The sequence below is a fragment of the Aromatoleum sp. genome, from assembly GCF_032027225.1.
Lineage (GTDB): Bacteria > Pseudomonadota > Gammaproteobacteria > Burkholderiales > Rhodocyclaceae > Aromatoleum.
Window position 1 is genome coordinate 1 of the sequence record NZ_JAVSMM010000031.1, and the last position, 16335, is coordinate 16335.

At 68.3% G+C, this 16335-nt stretch carries 16 protein-coding genes and 1 tRNA gene; 14 read left to right on the forward strand and 3 right to left on the reverse strand.

Features of this window, described 5'->3' with window-relative positions; all coding sequences use genetic code 11:
* Nucleotides 1-4 precede the first annotated feature (4 nt).
* The 13 genes from ROZ37_RS22145 (at nucleotide 5) to ROZ37_RS21230 (ending at nucleotide 13594) form a co-directional block, all read left to right on the forward strand.
* A complete protein-coding gene (locus ROZ37_RS22145; protein ID WP_409449985.1) occupies nucleotides 5-145 on the forward strand; it encodes a Mu-like prophage major head subunit gpT family protein in 141 nt (46 codons plus the stop codon).
* 261 nt (nucleotides 146-406) lie between these two features.
* Complete coding sequence (locus ROZ37_RS21175; protein WP_312662649.1) at nucleotides 407-703, forward strand: hypothetical protein; 297 nt, start codon at nucleotides 407-409, stop codon at nucleotides 701-703.
* 34 nt (nucleotides 704-737) lie between these two features.
* Entirely contained in the window at nucleotides 738-1010 is a 273-nt protein-coding gene (locus ROZ37_RS21180; RefSeq protein ID WP_312662650.1) for a hypothetical protein, read from the forward strand.
* A 3-nt stretch (nucleotides 1011-1013) separates the two neighbouring features.
* A complete protein-coding gene (locus tag ROZ37_RS21185; RefSeq protein WP_312662651.1) occupies nucleotides 1014-1436 on the forward strand; it encodes a DUF1320 domain-containing protein in 423 nt (140 codons plus the stop codon).
* Nucleotides 1433-1885 (forward strand): hypothetical protein, encoded by a 453-nt coding sequence (locus ROZ37_RS21190; protein ID WP_312662652.1) that lies wholly within the window; start codon nucleotides 1433-1435, stop codon nucleotides 1883-1885. The genes ROZ37_RS21185 and ROZ37_RS21190 overlap by 4 nt, the downstream gene beginning before the upstream one ends.
* A 16-nt stretch (nucleotides 1886-1901) precedes the next feature.
* Entirely contained in the window at nucleotides 1902-2669 is a 768-nt protein-coding gene (locus tag ROZ37_RS21195; protein ID WP_312662653.1) for a hypothetical protein, read from the forward strand.
* Nucleotides 2670-2820: 151 nt separating this feature from the next.
* The gene (locus ROZ37_RS21200) at nucleotides 2821-5385 is read left to right on the forward strand and encodes a tape measure protein (protein WP_312662656.1); all 2565 of its coding nucleotides are present in this window, start codon (nucleotides 2821-2823) and stop codon (nucleotides 5383-5385) included.
* Nucleotides 5382-5786 (forward strand): hypothetical protein, encoded by a 405-nt coding sequence (locus tag ROZ37_RS21205; protein ID WP_312662657.1) that lies wholly within the window; start codon nucleotides 5382-5384, stop codon nucleotides 5784-5786. Before ROZ37_RS21200 ends, ROZ37_RS21205 begins: the two co-directional genes overlap by 4 nt.
* A gap of 15 nt (nucleotides 5787-5801) precedes the next feature.
* On the forward strand, nucleotides 5802-9320 hold the full coding sequence (locus tag ROZ37_RS21210) for a hypothetical protein (protein ID WP_312662659.1): 3519 nt from the start codon (nucleotides 5802-5804) through the stop codon (nucleotides 9318-9320).
* 11 nt (nucleotides 9321-9331) lie between these two features.
* Nucleotides 9332-10525: a hypothetical protein gene (locus ROZ37_RS21215; RefSeq protein WP_312662660.1), complete on the forward strand. Its 1194-nt coding sequence runs from the start codon at nucleotides 9332-9334 to the stop codon at nucleotides 10523-10525.
* Nucleotides 10526-10857: 332 nt separating this feature from the next.
* Nucleotides 10858-11298, forward strand: a complete 441-nt coding sequence (locus tag ROZ37_RS21220) for a hypothetical protein (protein ID WP_312662661.1) — start codon at nucleotides 10858-10860, stop codon at nucleotides 11296-11298.
* Nucleotides 11299-13389, forward strand: a complete 2091-nt coding sequence (locus ROZ37_RS21225) for a hypothetical protein (protein WP_312662662.1) — start codon at nucleotides 11299-11301, stop codon at nucleotides 13387-13389.
* The gene (locus ROZ37_RS21230; RefSeq protein ID WP_312662663.1) at nucleotides 13370-13594 is read left to right on the forward strand and encodes a hypothetical protein; all 225 of its coding nucleotides are present in this window, start codon (nucleotides 13370-13372) and stop codon (nucleotides 13592-13594) included. The genes ROZ37_RS21225 and ROZ37_RS21230 overlap by 20 nt, the downstream gene beginning before the upstream one ends.
* A 112-nt stretch (nucleotides 13595-13706) precedes the next feature.
* On the opposite strand, the gene ROZ37_RS21235 is transcribed toward ROZ37_RS21230, so the two are convergent.
* On the reverse strand, nucleotides 13707-14120 hold the full coding sequence (locus ROZ37_RS21235) for a prepilin-type N-terminal cleavage/methylation domain-containing protein (protein WP_312662666.1): 414 nt from the start codon (nucleotides 14118-14120) through the stop codon (nucleotides 13707-13709).
* A gap of 269 nt (nucleotides 14121-14389) precedes the next feature.
* On the opposite strand from ROZ37_RS21235, the gene ROZ37_RS21240 reads away from it, so the two are divergent.
* Complete coding sequence (locus ROZ37_RS21240) at nucleotides 14390-14935, forward strand: hypothetical protein (protein WP_312662667.1); 546 nt, start codon at nucleotides 14390-14392, stop codon at nucleotides 14933-14935.
* 269 nt (nucleotides 14936-15204) lie between these two features.
* Here ROZ37_RS21240 and ROZ37_RS21245 read toward each other — a convergent pair.
* A tRNA-Thr gene (locus tag ROZ37_RS21245) sits at nucleotides 15205-15280 on the reverse strand.
* Between the two features lie 139 nt (nucleotides 15281-15419).
* Nucleotides 15420-16322: a LysR family transcriptional regulator gene (locus ROZ37_RS21250; protein WP_312662669.1), complete on the reverse strand. Its 903-nt coding sequence runs from the start codon at nucleotides 16320-16322 to the stop codon at nucleotides 15420-15422.
* Nucleotides 16323-16335: the final 13 nt, after the last annotated feature.

Sequence of the window (16335 nt, forward strand, 5' to 3'; positions counted from 1 at the left end):
CGGCGTGACCGGCACGCATCTCGTCGTTGGTCCCAGCAACGAGGCGAAGGCGCGCGAGCTCCTCGAAGCCGACCGCAACGCCAGCGGCGCGACGAACGTCTGGCGCGGCACGGCGAAGCTGATCGTGTCGCCCTGGCTGGCCTAAGACATGAAGACGAAAGAAACCCAAGCCGGCCGACTTCGCGGGCCGGGCGCAGCCGGGGGCGCGGACCCCGGCACCCCGAATACCACCGCAGCCGAGAAGGCAGACGATGCGGTCGTGTCGACGGACGGGGCGGCGGCTGGCCCTGTCGCCCCCACGTCTCACGGTCCGTCCGCCGCCCAGCCGCTTATGACCGGGAATCCTCCCCCGGAGGGGGGCGGAGTCGCTGCGCCGGAAGGTGAGCTACCGCCGGGGGAGAAGAAAGTGACCCCGGACTGGCTTGCCATTGCGGAGGCTGCGGAACGGGCCTCGATCGCCGGGACGGTCGAGGAATTCGCGGGCGAGCCGGGACAAGGCGCCCCGATCGCGTCCTACGTCACCTCCCTGCGCGTCGCCTCGCGCTCGCCGAGCGGCTTCCGCCGCTGCGGGCGGCGCTGGGGTCCGCAGGCGGTCGAGGTTCCATCCGACGAGTTCAGCGACGACGAGATCCTGCAGCTCTTCGCCGAGCCGGAGTTGATCGTGCTGGCCGTTACCGGCGGACTGCCGCCGGACGCCGAGTAACGCCGGAAGGTTCGGCACAACGAGAGAAATCAGAATGTCCGAGATGAGAGCAAAGCTTCAGGTGAGTTTCGTTCAGGAGCACTTTTCCGAACTGGACGGGGTGAAGACCACGAGCTGCGAAACCGTGGTGATGCATGCGGTTTGCCGGACCAACGGCTATTCCGACACGAACGGCGACGACGAGGACAACACCTACGCCAAGTACTCGCCGCAGGCGGACTTTCGAATCACCGTCGCCAACCCTGCGTTGTTCGGTCAGTTCAAGACCGGCGACAAGTACTACGCCGATTTCACGCGAGCCGAGTAAGCCGTGACCTACGCCACCGTCGCCGACCTGGTCGCACGCTTCGGGGAGGACGAGCTGATCGACCTCACCGACCGTGACGAGCCGCGGACCGGCGCTGTCGTCGAGGGGGTCGCCCAGGCGGCGATCGCCGACGCGGCGGGCGAGATCGACGCGTATCTGGGCGTGCGCTACGCACTGCCGGTCGCCCCAGTGCCGGCGCACCTGGTCACTGTCGCCTGTGACGTCGCGCGCTACCGCCTGCACGGGGTACGCGTGACCGAGGAGGTGCGTACGCGCTACGAGGACGCGATGCGCTGGCTGAAGGACGTGGCCGCGGGGCGCGCCCTGTTGCCGGGTGCGGGGGCCGCGAGCAACGGCACGGCGGGCGCCGCGCTCGCCCAAGTCGTCCAGCCCGGCCGCAAGGTGTTCGGCGGAGGCTTCGCATGACGGCCCCGATCGACTTCCTCGGCCTCGAACCGCTGATCCTCGCGCGACTCAAGGCGATGGTGCCCGCGGCCCGCGCGGTGCTCGCGGCCGAGGACCTCGCGGACGTCGAGGCGCGCAGCCAGACGGCGCCGGCGCTGCATGTGATCTACGGCGGTTACCGCGTCGTCGAGGCATCCGAGAACGGCCGCACCGCCTCGACCGAGCAGACGTGGATCGTCGTCGCGGTCGTCAAGGGCGCGAGCCAGCGCGGCGACGGGCCGGCGGCGTTGCGCGCTTCCGCGGCCGAGCTCGTCGGGCCGGCGCTGACCGCGCTGATGGGCTGGCGCCCGATCGATCGCATGCGCCCGCTCAAACTCGCGAACGGCCCACGTCCGGTGTTTTCCGGCGGGTTCGCCTATTTCCCCCTGACCTTCGCCGCCCAGGTGCCGGTGCAGGTCGAAAAGCTTTGAAGAGGAGCAACACACAATGAGCACGGCACGTGGATTTCTCGGCGAGGGCGACGTCCTCTTCGACGTCTGGGACGACGACACGCAGTCCTGGTGGAACAGCTGGAAGCCGATGGGCGAATCGTCGAAGTTCGCGATCGGCGCGCAGTCCGACCTGAAGGAAAAGGAATCGCGCGGCCGCGGCACGCGCGGGCAGATCATCGCGTCGGTCGCGCTGCTGAAGTCGCCCGAGATCGAGGTCGTCCTCGACGAGGTGAACGCGGACAACATCAAGCTCGCATTCATGGGCACGCAGGCGGCTCTCGTGCAGGGTAGCGGGTCGATCGCCGACCAGGCGATCACCGCCAAGCTCGGTCACTGGATCCCGCTCGGCAAGCGCAACTTCGCGGCCGAAGCTTTCACCGTCAAGAGCAGCGACGGCGCCACGACCTACGCTAAGGACACCGACTACGAGGTCAATTACCGCCTCGGCATGGTCCGTCCGCTGGCCGGCGGTGCGATCGCCGACGCGGAGAGTTTGAAAGTCTCGGGCACCTACAACGCGGTGTCGGGCTCGACCGTTAAGGGCGCGACGAAGGCGCAACTGCGCTGCCGGCTGCTCCTCGACGGCCGCAACCTCGTCGACGGCTCCGACGCCGAGTGCGAGGTCTTCGAGGCGGTGCTCGCGCCCGAAGGCGAGTTCGACTTCAAGGCCGAGGACTTCGGCCAGATCACGCTGAAGGGCAAGACCGTGACGCCGACCGGCAAGACGAGCCCGTTCGAAGTGCGCTTCCCCGAACTGACCTGACGCCAGACGCCAGATCAAAGCCCGCCCGAGCGGCGGGCTTGAGTCTGTCGCCTGATCCCCCGCCTGAATCCACCCGGCCCCGGAAGGACTTCCCCTGCCGGGGCTTTTGCGCGCGCGCGAACATGGGCCGGTCCCCACCCGACCGCGCGCCATGGCGAACTCGCTCGAAACCAGACTGCTGATCAAGGCCCGCACCGAAGGCGCGGCAGAAGTCGATGGCATCGCCAACGGCGTTCAGCGCCTCGGCTCGACGAGCGATCACGCCGCGGCGGCGATGGCGCGCATCGGTATTCGTTCCGCGGCGCAGATCCAGTCCGAGATCAATCAGATCAATCAGGATCTGATGCAGCTTGCGGCGAACAGTAAGGTCACGGCCACCGAGTTCGACCGCGCCTTCGCGCGCGCCCAGGCTCGCATCGATGGGCTGCAGCGCGAGATGTCGGGCGCCGTCGATCCCTTCACGCAATCGGTCGGTCGCGCGAGTGCCGACATCGACAGTCTCACAACCAAGCTGCGCCCGCTCGCCGGTGCGATCGCCGCCGCGTTCTCGATCGACCAGGGCGTCCGCGCGCTGATCGACGCGAACGTCCAGACGGAGCGCCTGAGCCGTGCGCTCGGCACCATTGCCACGCCCGCGCTGTCGGCACGCGAACAACTGGGATGGCTGCGCGAGCTCGCCGACCGCAACGGCGTCGCGTTCGAGCGCATGGCACAGGGCTTCACGTCGTTCGCCGCCTCGACCCGCGGCTCGACGCTCGAAGGACAGAAGACGCGCGACGTTTTCGACGCTGTCGTCACGTCGATGGGTCGCATGGGCCGCAGCTCCGCGCAGGTCGAGTTGGCGCTGCAGGCCCTGTCGCAGATGGCGAGCAAGGGCGTCATCAGTATGGAGGAGCTGCGCGGCCAGCTCGCCGAGGCGATGCCTGGCGCACTGCAGGCGCTCGCGAACGGCCTCGGGCTGACGAACGAACAGCTCATCAAGATGGTCAGCGAGGGGCGGCTCCTCGCCGAGGACGCGTTGCCGGCGCTGCAGCGCGAGCTGCAAAAGACGCTCGCCACTACCGGGCCGGAGAAAGTGTCCGGCATGGAAGCCGGCTGGAATCGACTGACCAACGCGATCACCCGCGCACTCGATGCCGGCCAGGACAAGCGCGACCGCACCGGCGGCTTCCTGTCGTGGCTCGCGGACGAGGTCGACGGACTGGGCGACCGTGCCGGCTCCCTCGAAGCGTCGTGGGGCGGGCTGATGCGCGCTCTGGACACCGGCGACTGGGGCGCCTACACGGCCGCGGTCGATGCGCATGCCGCAGCGGTTGCCGCGGCAAACGACAAGTCCGCGATTGCAGCCGAACAGCAGCGCATGCTCGGCGCCGCGGCGGCGCAGGCTGGCACGCTGGCGCAGCAAGCAGAATCCGCGTGGGTCGCGATCAATAACGCGTACGGGCAGGCAGCCGCCGGCGCCGAGCGGTACACCGCGCTATCGGTCAAGGCAGCCGAAGCGAAGCGCCTCGAAGGCGCCGCGGCCGTCCAGAACGCCGAGCTCACCGGCAACGAGATCGCCGTCCTCGAGGCCCGCGCGACGGCGGCGGAGAACAACCTCGCCGCCGCACAGCAGGTCGCCGAAATGCGTGCGGCCGAAGTGTCGGTCATCGAAAGCCAGATCGTCGCGCTGCAGACCGAGGCCGGCCAGACCGGCGGGCTCACCGATGCCAAGCGCGCGCAGATCAAGGAGTTGCAAGAGCTCATCGCGCAAAAGGACGCCGAAGCACAAAAAGCGCGCGAAGTCGCGAACGTCCTCGACGCGGAAGCCAAGGCGGCGAACCGCGCCGCGTTCAGCGTCGAATCGGCGTTCAAGCGTATGGGCATCGCCAGTAGCGAGTCGCTCAACCAGGCCGCGGCCGCCGCCCGTCGCGACTTCGACATCATCAGGAATAGCGCGGATTCGACCGCGCGCGACATCACGAATGCGTTCCGCATCGTGGCGGAACGTACGATCGCCGCGAACGGAGGGATCGCGTCGGAGGCGATGAAGGCGGAAGCCGCGATGTACGGTCTGCGCATCGAAGCCGATGCGACCGGCAAGGCGATCGTGCGTGCCATGGGCGAAGCCAAGGGCGACACGGAAGCGCTTGGCCGCTCGGCAGCCGATGCCGCGGAGCAATACCGCATCCTCGGCGGCGTGATCGGCGGCCTTCCGTCGCCCCCGCCCCCGCCCGGTGCGCCTCCGCCCGGCGGCGGCACGCCTGCGGGCGGTGGGACCGGCAGTGTTTCGTGGCGCAACGCTGACGGCAGCCTTAAGGACGACAACGGCGGCGGCGCTGCCCGTCGTCTCGACTGGGGCCAGGAAGCCACCCTCTCCCGCGCCGAGCGCCTCGGCGGACTCGAACTGCGCAAGCAGATCGAGCGCGAGTGGGCCGGCCTCCGCAATGGCCAAGCCGTTCCGTACGAAGAATTCATGAAGGCCATGAGCCGCACCATCCAGCAGCTCGACAAGCTCCAGATCCAGCAAGAACGCGAGTCGAAGCGGTTCTCCGCCAACGAGCCTCGCACCGTCGGCCCGGTTCAGCAGGATCCCCCGCGCACCGAGACGTTCCGCGTCGAGATCGGCACCGGCGCCGGCCGCCAGACGACGATCAACACCGCCTCGCGCGCTGACGCGGAAGCGCTCACGCGCCTGCTCCAGCAACTCGAAGCCGACATGTCGAGGGCCTCATGAGCATCACCCTGACCGTCGGCACAACCGTCCTCGCGCTCGACCCCGATCTCCTCTGGGAAGATGAATTCGCCTGGGCCGCGACCGAGCAGACGATGACGCGCGGACTCACCGGCAAGCCGATCATCCAGACCGCCCTGCGCCAGGCCGGACGCCCGATCACGCTCCGCAACGAAGACGACCGCTCCGCGTGGATGACCCGCGCCGACATGTCGCAACTGCAAGCCTGGGCCGACACCCCCGGCCAGCGCATGACGCTCGCGCTGCGCGGCGCCTCGCACCTCGTCGTCTTCCGCCACCACGACGGCGGCCCCTTCGAAGCCCGCCCACTCGTCCACTACGCCGACCCGCTGCCCGCCGACTGGGTGCTGGCGACGCTCCGATTTGTCACCGTACTTGAGTAACTGCGCGAGTAACGCATGCCCATCCAAGAACAAAACATCGTCTTCGTCGCCTCGCAAGTGATGGACGACGTCCCCGAAGGCGGCGGCGCCGCGACCGGCAACGTCATCGTCGACGGCGAGATGAACAACGTCTTCGAGGACATCAGCGACCTCGACCGCGCCTACGGCCGCTTCAACCTGCGGAAGATCTTCCTCGCCGTGCGCACGCTGTCGACCGACCTCTACGCCGGCGCCAAGACCGTCGTCACGCAGCTGCCGACAGACGCCGCGCTCGGTTACACGCTGTTTTCCACCAACGACCCGTTCGACACCCGAGAGCAGGCCGCTAACCGCGTCGAGGCGTACCTCTACAAGGGCCCGACGTGGCCCGGCTACCTGCACGAGAACCACATCAGCGGCATGCAGACGATCGGCGTGATTCAGCGCGTCGGCACGCAACTGCCGCCGGTCGGCAAGACGCTGTGCATCGTGCAGGATGAGGGACTTGCGGCCGAGAAAGAGCAGTACGTGCGCGTCACCGGCGTGAGCTACGTCGAGACGGCCTTCACCGACAACTCCGGCGACTTCACGCGCTGGATCGTCACGCTCACGCTCTCTGACGCGCTGCGCTTCAATTTCACGGGGCATAGCGCCAGCCGCTTCGAATCGTCGTACACCTACACCGGCAAGGCGCGCATCCGCGACACCTCCGTCGCCGACGCCACGCGCTACTACGGCGCGCAGCGTCTCGCCGAGCCGGCCGCGATCGGCGACCTGCAGCTGCGCGCCGCGTCGATGTTCACCCAGCTCGTCCCCAGCGCGCAGACCGAAACCCCGCTCGTCTCGCGCACGCTCGCCGACGACGTTGCGCCGATGATCGCAGCCGCCGCCGGCACGATCACCTACACGGCGGCCGGCGCCGCGGTCGGCCCGGCGCTGCGGCTCGTGCTGCGCACCGGCTTTCTGCCAGGCTCGCTGTCGGCCTCGGTCGGCGGCGTCACCGTTACCGATGACGGCGCCGGCAACGCGATGTCGGGCGCGACCGTGATCGGCACGGCGAGCTATGCGACCGGCGAAATCCTGTTCGGAGCCAACGCGCCGTCCGCGTCCGGCACCGCGACCATCACCTACCGCCCGGCCGCCGCGGCGGCGAACCAGGCGCACACGCTCGCGCGGCAGGTCACCGCCGAGAACCGCCGCCTCAACTGGGTCGAGACGCTCGCGCCGCTGCCGGCTCCGCGTGCGCTGCAACTCAGCTACATGGCGCAGGGCAACTGGTACACGCTGCGCGACGACGGCAACGGCAACATCGTCGGCAGTGAGCCCGGCTTCGGCGCCGGCACGATCAGCTACGTCACCGGCGCGCTGAGCGTCACCCTCGGCGCGCTGCCCGACGTCGGCAGCCAGATCATGCTGACGTGGGGCAGCCCCGCGCACTACGCAGTGCGCGCCGGCGCGACGGCCGACGCGGGGGCGACGCTGCGCCTCGAGTACGTGCTCCAGACGTCCCCGGTCGTCCCCGGCTCGCTCACGATCAGTTACCCCGTCGGCGGCGCGACGCGCACCGCGACCGACGCCGCGGCAAACGGCAACATCACCGGCACCGGCGTCTCGGGCACGATCAACTACGCGACGGGCGCCGTGACGCTCGATTTCTCTACGCCGCCCGATGCCGCGGCGAATGTCGCCAACGCCTACACCTGGCGTGACGGAACAGGCCTGCTGAGCGGCACGACGGCGACGATCTCGGGCGGCACCTTCACGGTCCCGGGACAGGCCCCGTTCCGCAACAGCGGCTCGATGACGTTCTCGGCCGCGACGAACAACGGCGCGATCAGCTGCGCCGGGTACATCACGAGCGGGGGACAGATCCGCGTTGCCGGCGGCCGCGCCCGCCAGCCCGACGGCAACTACACGGTCTGGCTCGATCAGCCGGTCGGCACGTTCGACGCGGCGACCGGCGTCGTCACGCTGACCAACGGCGTCACCGTCGCGCTCAACGCCTACCAGACGATCAGCCACCAGTGGCAGTATCAAACGCAGAGCGCGACGATCGGCGGCGTCTCGGCGATCGCGGTCGAGCGCGACACGGCCGCATTCAACCCGGCTGCCGTCACCGGCGAGACCGTCGCACCGGGCGCGGTCGGCCTCACGCTCGACCTGACCGCCACCGTCGGCGACCCCGTCGTCGCGACCTCGGTGCTGCTGTCCGTAACCGGCAGCCTCTACGTCGACCGCGGCGGCGTGCTCTACCAGGACCCGAGCGTCACCACCGGCGCCGCGCTGGTCGCGGGCAGCATCGACTACAGTAGCGGTCGCGCGACCCTCACGCGCTGGGCCGACAACACCGCGGTCGGCGTGCAGGTGCTCGCGTGCCTCACGCAGTACGGCGAGTGGAAGGCGATCGACGCCTCGTTCCGCGCCCCGGTCGCGCCCTTGAAGCCCGAGAGCGTCACGATCACCTCGACCGCCGCCGATGGTGCGCAGATCACTGCCGCCGCCGACCCGGACGGCGTCATTGCCGGCACCTACGCTCGGGGCGCGGTCAATTACGAGTTCGGCACCGCATGGGTCGAATTCGGCGAGCTCGTCGCGGGCGTGTGGCAGCCGCGCGAAGTCCTGCCCGCGACGATCCGCTACAACGCCGTCGGCTACACCTATCTCCCGCTCAACGCCGACATCCTCGGTATCGACCCGGTCCGCCTGCCGCCCGACGGCCGCGTGCCGATCTACCGCCCCGGCGACGTCGTCATGATTCTGCACGCCGCCGACACCGCACCGCAGACCGTCCTCACCGGCGGCACGGTCGAACTCGGCCGCACGCGCATCGCCTGGGTGCGCGTGATCGACGCCACCGGCGCGAGCGTCACCAGCGGCTACACGCTCGACCGCGCCGCGGGCATCGTCACCTTCGCCGACGTCGCCGGCATCGCGATGCCCGTCACCGTGCGCCATACCGTCGGCGACCTGCGCCAGATCACCGACGCGCAGATCAGCGGCCAACTCACCGTCGCCCGCCCGCTCACGCACGCGTTCCCGGCCGGTGAATCGATCGTCGCCTCCTGCCTCATCCACGGCGACCGCCGCGCCCGGGTCTCTGCCGTGTGGGACCAGGCGACGTGGGACGGCACGTGGGCCGACAGCATCAAAGGCAGCGAGGCGACCGCGACGCTCGACGTCATCGCCCACCCGATCACCGTCACGAACGAAGGCGCGGAAACCGAGCGCTGGCTGCTGCGCTGGACCAGCACCACGAATGTGGAGCTCATCGGCGAGCGACGCGGCCTCGTCTATTCCGGCGCGTTCACCGCCGACATCGCCCCGATCAACTCGCGCACGCGCAACACCGACGGCACCGGCGGCACGCCGTACCTCACGATCCCCGTCGCCGCCAACGGCGGCGGCTGGAGCGCCGGCAACGTCGTGCGCATCAACACCGTCGGCGCGCTCGCCGACATCTGGCTCGCGCGCAGCATCCAGCAGTCCGACGAACCCCTCGGGACTGGGGCGGACGGGTGCGAGCTGTATGCGCTGGGCAATATCGATAGACCGTAACAGGGGTATCCATGGCGACAATGAGCAATCAAGTGCGCTTCTTTTCCAGCGACATGCCGGACTCTCCCACGCTATCCGGTACTGCGGGCAGCTTGATCGAGGTGATGGACGCATGCCTCGTGAATGGATTCGGCTCGCGGTCGGTAAATTCGGTCGTGGTTGCGGGAGGCGTGGCAACTGTACTGATCTCGGCCGGGCATCCGTTCGCCGAGGGCGATGTCATCAGGCTAGCGGGGGCTGACCCGGAGGCGCTCAATGATGACTGGCGGATTGCGAGTACGACAGCAGATTCTCTAGTTTTTTCGGTTGCCGGCCTCGGAATCGCTGACGGCACCGCAGTCGGGACAATGACGGTGTCGCGCGCGCCCGCAGGGTGGGAGAAGCTGCACGCAGCGGCCGGCAAAGCGGCCTACCGTTCGCTCCAGTACGCGACACACAACGGCATGATTTGCCACGTCGACGACTCGGGCGCGACGACCGCGACGTGGCGCGGCTATGAGTCGATGAGCGGGATAGATGTTGGAACGGATCCGTTTCCGAATGAGGGCCAGCAGGCTGTAGGGCTGTACCTCGCAAAGTCGAACGTAGCGTCTACCTCCCCTAGAAAATGGGCAGTGGTAGCGGATGCGAAGCGGATTGTGTTGCTGCTGGCATTCTCGCAGACCTACCCGAATCAAACCATCCCTTATGTATTCGGACGGGCTGAAAATTCCGCGCTTGATCCCTGGGCGTGTTTCATTAACGGGTTCATGACAAGCTCCGCAGCGCTACAAGTGAACGTGGGAATTAACGGCCTGCCGTGGACGCAGGAGACGGCGGCCGGGACCGGAAAGTGGGCCGCGAGGGATGGCAGCGGCGTGCAGAAATCGGTGGAGGTTAGTCACCGGTACTTTTCGTATTCGAGTAACTACGTGTCGGGTAACGCGTTGCTCGCCCCGGCGACCTTGGGGGATTCACTGATGCCCTGCTCGCTGCTCGCATGCACGTTCGGCGCGTCGCCCTCGACGCATTCCCCCAGATTCGTGGTCCCCGCGATACGGACCCTAATGCAACATGTGCCCGATTCCTTAGCAATCGGTCTTGAAAAAATTGGTGTGTCTGGAAACGGTTTCTTGTTCTGTCGCCAGAGTGGTGGGTTAACTTCGAGTGGCCTCGCCAAGACATGCTTTCTCGTGAGCTTAGGTAGAGACGGGAAGTGGGATTGAGCCATGGCGCAAAACCTTGAATATCTGGCCGTTCCGGCGCTGTTGTCCTGCTTGGGCTGCAATCAACTTTCCGGCGCTACTGTTGTTGCGGGAACGCCGGACCTCCCGGCACCGAACAGCGAACTTCTCTTGTTCGCTGGATTTGACATACCCAAAACCATTGCCGTCGGCGCGGCTGACGCCTCGGGGGTCTGGGAATTTGCTGGGCTTGCTAGTAATGCGAGGGGCTATGGGGTTTTGGCAAAACAGGCGCGAGGCGGCGCATACGACCCCGTAATGAAAGCGTCTCAAATCCCCTCTCCCATGCCGCCAGACCCCTCGGAGCACCCCTGATGGATATCTCCACCGCCCACGCCGACGCCCGCGACGAAGCCGCGCGCATCCCGGCGCTGCAGGCCTCCCTCGATCTGCTCGCCGCACCGCCCGGCCCCGGCACGATCGCGATTTACGCCGCCCCGCGTCCCGCCCCAGGCGCTGCGCCGGGCGCCGCCGCGCTCGTGACGATCCCGCTCGCCGCGGGCGCCGGCACGATCGACCCCCCGACCGCGCAGATCGTCCTCGCAACCCCGATCGAGGCGCAGATCGACGCCGACGGCGCCGGCAACTGGGCTCGCATTTACGACGGGGCCGGCGCGTGGTGGGCCGACGCCAGCGTGTCGAACACGGCCGGCACCGGCGAGATCAAGCTCGACGACGGCGAGAGCGTCGCGGGCGACGCGCAACTCGCCGCCGGCGCGTTCGCGCGCCTCGTCAGTGCCGTACTGCAGGGCTAAATGACCGTCGTCCTGCGCTTCGCGACCCCGGCCACGGCGACGCCCGGCCCGGTCGCGCTGCGCTTCGGGGCGAACGACGCGCCGCAGGCGACCGAAGGCACGCTCGCCGCGCAACTGCCCGCGCCGTCGCTGCCGCTGGCGCTCGCCGCCACGGGCGATACCTACGTCCCGGCCGTCGTCATCCCCGGCACGCTGGCAGCAGCGCTGCCGCCCGCCGCGCTCTCGCTCAGCCTCGCCGCGACCCTCTCGATCCGCGCGACCGAGGGCACCTTCGCGGCCGCGCTCCCGGCCCCCACGCTGTCGCTGTCGCTCACCGCCGTCGGCAACAGCGTGCAGCCCGGCGCGCTCGCCGCGACACTGCCGCCGCCCGTGCTGTCGCCGCTCGGCTTTGCAGGCTCGGCGAGCATCACGATCGATCTCGACCTGCCGGACGCAGACGGCCCCCGCGCCGGCCTCGCGCATCACGCCGGCATCGCCGTCGCCGCCGGCCTCGCCCTCGCGCAGCAGGAAATGCGCGCCGCGCCGACCCCCGGCCACGCCCCGCACGCCCACGCCGCGCAGCTCGTGGGCGGCACCCGCGTGCAGCAACAGCAGATGCTCCCCGCCGAGCGCCCCGCGACTCAGCGCCACGCGCACGGCGAGCGCCTCGCCGCCGTCCTCCGCCCGCGCCACGCCGACCACGAGCGCACCCGCCGCCACGCCGCCACCCGCCACGCGCACGGCCTCCCGCGTGCCGCCGGCACGCACCCCCGCCACGCCGAACGCATCCGCCTGCGCCGCCGCGTCCAGCAGCGCCACACCTACGCACTGCCGACGACTACCCGGGGCGCCGCCCCCTCGCACCACGGACAGCCCACCGCGGCCCGCAACCGCGTTCCACACGCCCAGGCGCTGCCGCTGCCGGTCGGCTTCTGGCAAGGCACCGTCCTGCCGCCCCCGGAGCCGCCCAACCCGCCCATCCCCTACGGCAGCCCCGTCCATCTGATCTTCTGGCGGATCAATGACGGCACGCACCGCCTCCGATTCGGCAACCGCCCGCCGGCCGAGCCGCCCGCCGGCACCGTTGTCATCCCCATCCGTGAGGTCTATCTCGTGATCAACAGTTTCGCGCTCGTCCGCGCCGACACCGGCGAGTCCGTCGATGTGCAGGATTTCAGCGCCTCGCTCGACGTCGACTCCTGGTGCTGGGGCTGGTCCGCGAGCTTGCCGGCATCGCTGATGCCTCTCGTGCGCTCGCCTGCGCTGGGCGAGCACGTCGAGCTGATCGCGACCCTCAACGGCACGCCGCTGCGCCTCGTCGTCGAGCGCCTCGGGCGCGACCGCCGCTTCGGCTCGGCAATGCTGCGTATCTCCGGCCGCGGCCGCGCCGCGTGGCTTGCGGACCCGCACTCGCCGATCGCCACCCGTTACAACAGCGCCGCCCGTACCGCGCAGCAGCTCCTCGCCGATGCACTTATGGTCAATGGCGTGTCGATCGGCTGGACGCTCGACTGGCGCATTGCCGACTGGCTCGTGCCCGCCGGGGCGTGGAGCCACACCGGCACCTACATGGACGCCGCGACGCGCCTCGCCGAAGCCGGCGGCGGCTACGCCCAGGCGCACGACACCGACCAGACACTGATCGTCCTGCCGCGCTACCCGTCCGCGCCGTGGGAATGGGCGGCGCAGACGCCCGACATTGAGCTCCCGGAGGATGTGTGCGAGGTCGAGGGGATCGAGTGGCAGGACAAGCCCGCATACAACGCCGTGTGGGTCACCGGCGGCGAGGCGGGACGCCGCGATCGCATCCGCCGTGCCGGCACCGCCGCCGACCGTACCGCACCGACCATCGTCGACCCGCTCGCCACGGCCCCCGAAATGACCCGCGCCCGCGGCCTTGCCGTGCTGGCCGACACCGGCCGCCAAGCCCACATCAGCCTGCGCCTGCCCGTGCTCCCCGAGACCGGCATCATCCGCCCCGGCAAGCTGGTGCGGTATCAGGAGGGCGGCAACACCCACCTCGGCCTCACCCGCGCCGTGCAGCTCGAGCAGCGCTTCCCAGACCTCTGGCAAACCATCCGGATCGAAACCCATGAGCTGGAACCCGTATAAACGCCTCCTCGCCCTCATCCCCGGCCAGCCGCTGGACGCCGGCCAGGTCACCGCCGTGACGACCGACGGCGTCACCATCCAACTCGTCGACGGCGCAACGATCCGCGCCCGCGGCGAAGCAGCAGTCGGTGAGCATGTCTATGTGCGGGGAGGGGTGATCGAGGGCCCGGCGCCGGCGCTGACGGGGGTGGATCAGGAGGTGTAATCCGCATCGGGGGGGACATAGAGCGCCCCCAGTCCAGGTCAAAAACATAAAGACCGCCGAAGCGGTCTCTTTGCCGTAAATTGTGGGGGCATTTACGCCCCCTGTTTTCGACTTACTTGCAGCTTCCCGGCATCCACTCCTTCGGCGTCCCCGTGCAGGTCCAGGCAGTGATAGGGCCGACGTTCGCCAACGCGTCTGGGGTAAGAGTAACCGTGGTGTCGTCGGCTGCGACAAGAGTACCCGTGGCGGTGATCACTCCAGCTGCAGTTACGTCTACTTTGCTAACATACTGAGTTTTTTCAGTATTGCTGCACGCCGTGTAGTCCGCTTTAGTAAGGTCTTTTGCCCCCTGGTTGATTTCCGATACACAAGTTCGAGCCGCGCTCGCTGCGAGTACGACCTCCGACGCTTTAGCCTTGTTTGTGTAATCCTGATACGCGGGCAGCGCCACCGCTGCCAAGATGCCGATGATCGCGACGACGATCATCAGTTCGATCAGCGTGAAACCTTGTTGAACCTTTTTCATGATGTTCCCCTTTGAGAGATGTGCCACGGAAGATCCGCTTGGCTACATATTCGCAAGGGGCGTGCCAGCCGGAAATTCGGCCTGACTGGGGCGTCTGGCGCTACTCACGCTGTGACAGCGCCGCGTGACGTCGCGCCCCCCCGTGCCAAAGGCATCAATTGTCGCGCCCCCTTGTGCCACGCGGCGGCGAAGTGGCGACGGTCGGCACCCAGACCCTATGCCAGAGGGGATAAACTGTGTGCTCCTCACCCAGCCTGATCGAGCGCACCATGCATTACATCTCCCTCAATACCGCCGCGTCTCTCTCAGGACTCAGCAAGCGCACGCTGTGGCGGCGGGTCGCCGACGGGATGCTTCGAGCGCTCTCGGCCGGCGCGGGTGAACGGACCGGAGTAGCGCTCGACGATGCCATCGCGCTGTCCCGGCTGCGCCTTTCCCCCGATGACGGCGAACTCGTTGTCGCCGCCGATGCGGGCGACCCGGACGCACAGTGCGATCTCGCGCTGATGTTTCTCGCACAGGACTACGCCGAGTCCGCGCTGCCGTGGCTCGAAGCTGCAGCCGGTCAGTACCACGCCGAAGCGATGCACTGGCTCGGCCGCTGCTACATCTCGGGCAAGGGCGTGCCTGCGGACGAGAAGACCGGCGCCGACTGGATCTCGAAGGCGGCCAGCCGCGGGCACAGCACGGCTTCGCTCATGGTTCGGTATCTCGAATCCTCCGACCGTCCCCGCGAGCCCGCCGCCGTCGAAGCCGCGCTCGACGCGATCGAGCGAAAAGTCGTGCTTTCCGTCCTCGACGAGACCGCCCACTAGAGTTCGAGGTAAGAAGGGGGCCGGGGCCTCTGCCCGTTATAAATGGGGCGAGGCCGCGCGTCTTTTCGGAGTACCGAAAGGCGCGCCGGCGACTCGCTCACCGAGGCGATCGCGCCAGCTGAAAAACGCCGCTCGGAGACGAGTGATCAGCCGTGCCAAAAGCCGCGCAAATCGGTGACAAAGCGCGCGCGGCGTTACACCCAGCCGTTCCCCAAACTCTGAAAAGCAAAAGGCCAGATCCGAAGATCTGGCCTAAGTGCTTGAATCTATGGTGCTGCTGACCGGAATCGAACTGGTGACCTACTGATTACGAATCAGTTGCTCTACCGACTGAGCTACAGCAGCTAAGGCGGCGAAATATACCTCAGGCGCGCGCCGGGTTCAACTGTTGCTTGTCACATCACTCGACTTCCCCGCGGATCGCCGAAACTTGGCCGCCGCGCGCGGTTCGCGGGTCGCACCGAAAGGCCCGCCAGATCCGGCCTCAGCTCCCCGAACCCCAGTAATCCGGTCGACCGTAGTGGTTTTTCAGGTGGTCGATCAGCAAGCGGACGCGCAGCGCGAGGTGCTTGCGCTGCGGAAACATCGCGTAGATCCCGGTCACCGGCGCCGCGAACTCGTCGAGCACCGAGACGAGCCGGCCGGCGCGCAAGTCGGCGTCGACTTCCCACAGGGACCGCCAGGCGAGCCCCTGCCCGGCGAGCGCCCATTCGTGCAGCACGACGCCGTCATTGCATTCCAGCCGGCCGCTGACTTTTACCGTTGCGACCGCGCCGTCTTCGTCGCGGAACACCCATCCGCGCTGCTGCCCGAGCGGAAGGCAGTTGTGGGCCGCGAGGTCCTGCGGGCTAGCGGGCGGCGGATGTCGATCGAAATAGGCGGGACTCGCGACGACGACGCGCCGGTTGTCGGCGAGCCGGATCGAGACGAGGCTCGAATCGGGCAATTCGCCGATGCGGATCGCGCAGTCGATGCCCTCGTTCACCAGATCGACGAGGCGGTCCGTCAGGTCGAGGCTGCATGAAACGTCCGGGTTCATGTCGAGGAATTCCCGTATCAGCGGTGCGACATGGACGCGGCCGAAGCCGGCGGGCGCGGAAATCCGCAGGTGGCCGCTCGCCTTCACCCCGCCCAGGCTCACCGACGCCTCCGCGTTCGCGAGGTCGTTGAGGATGCGCTGGCAATCCTCGAGAAACGCGGCGCCCTCGAAGGTCAGCGAGATGCTGCGCGTGGTGCGGGTCAGCAACTTGACGCCGAGGCGTTGCTCGAGCGCGTCGAGACGACGCCCGACGACAGCCGGCGTCACGCCTTCCGCGCGAGCGGCGGCGGAAAGGCTTCCTCGACTCGCGACGCTGACAAAGCTTTCGACCTGCTTGAATGCGTCCATTTCATACTTTTAG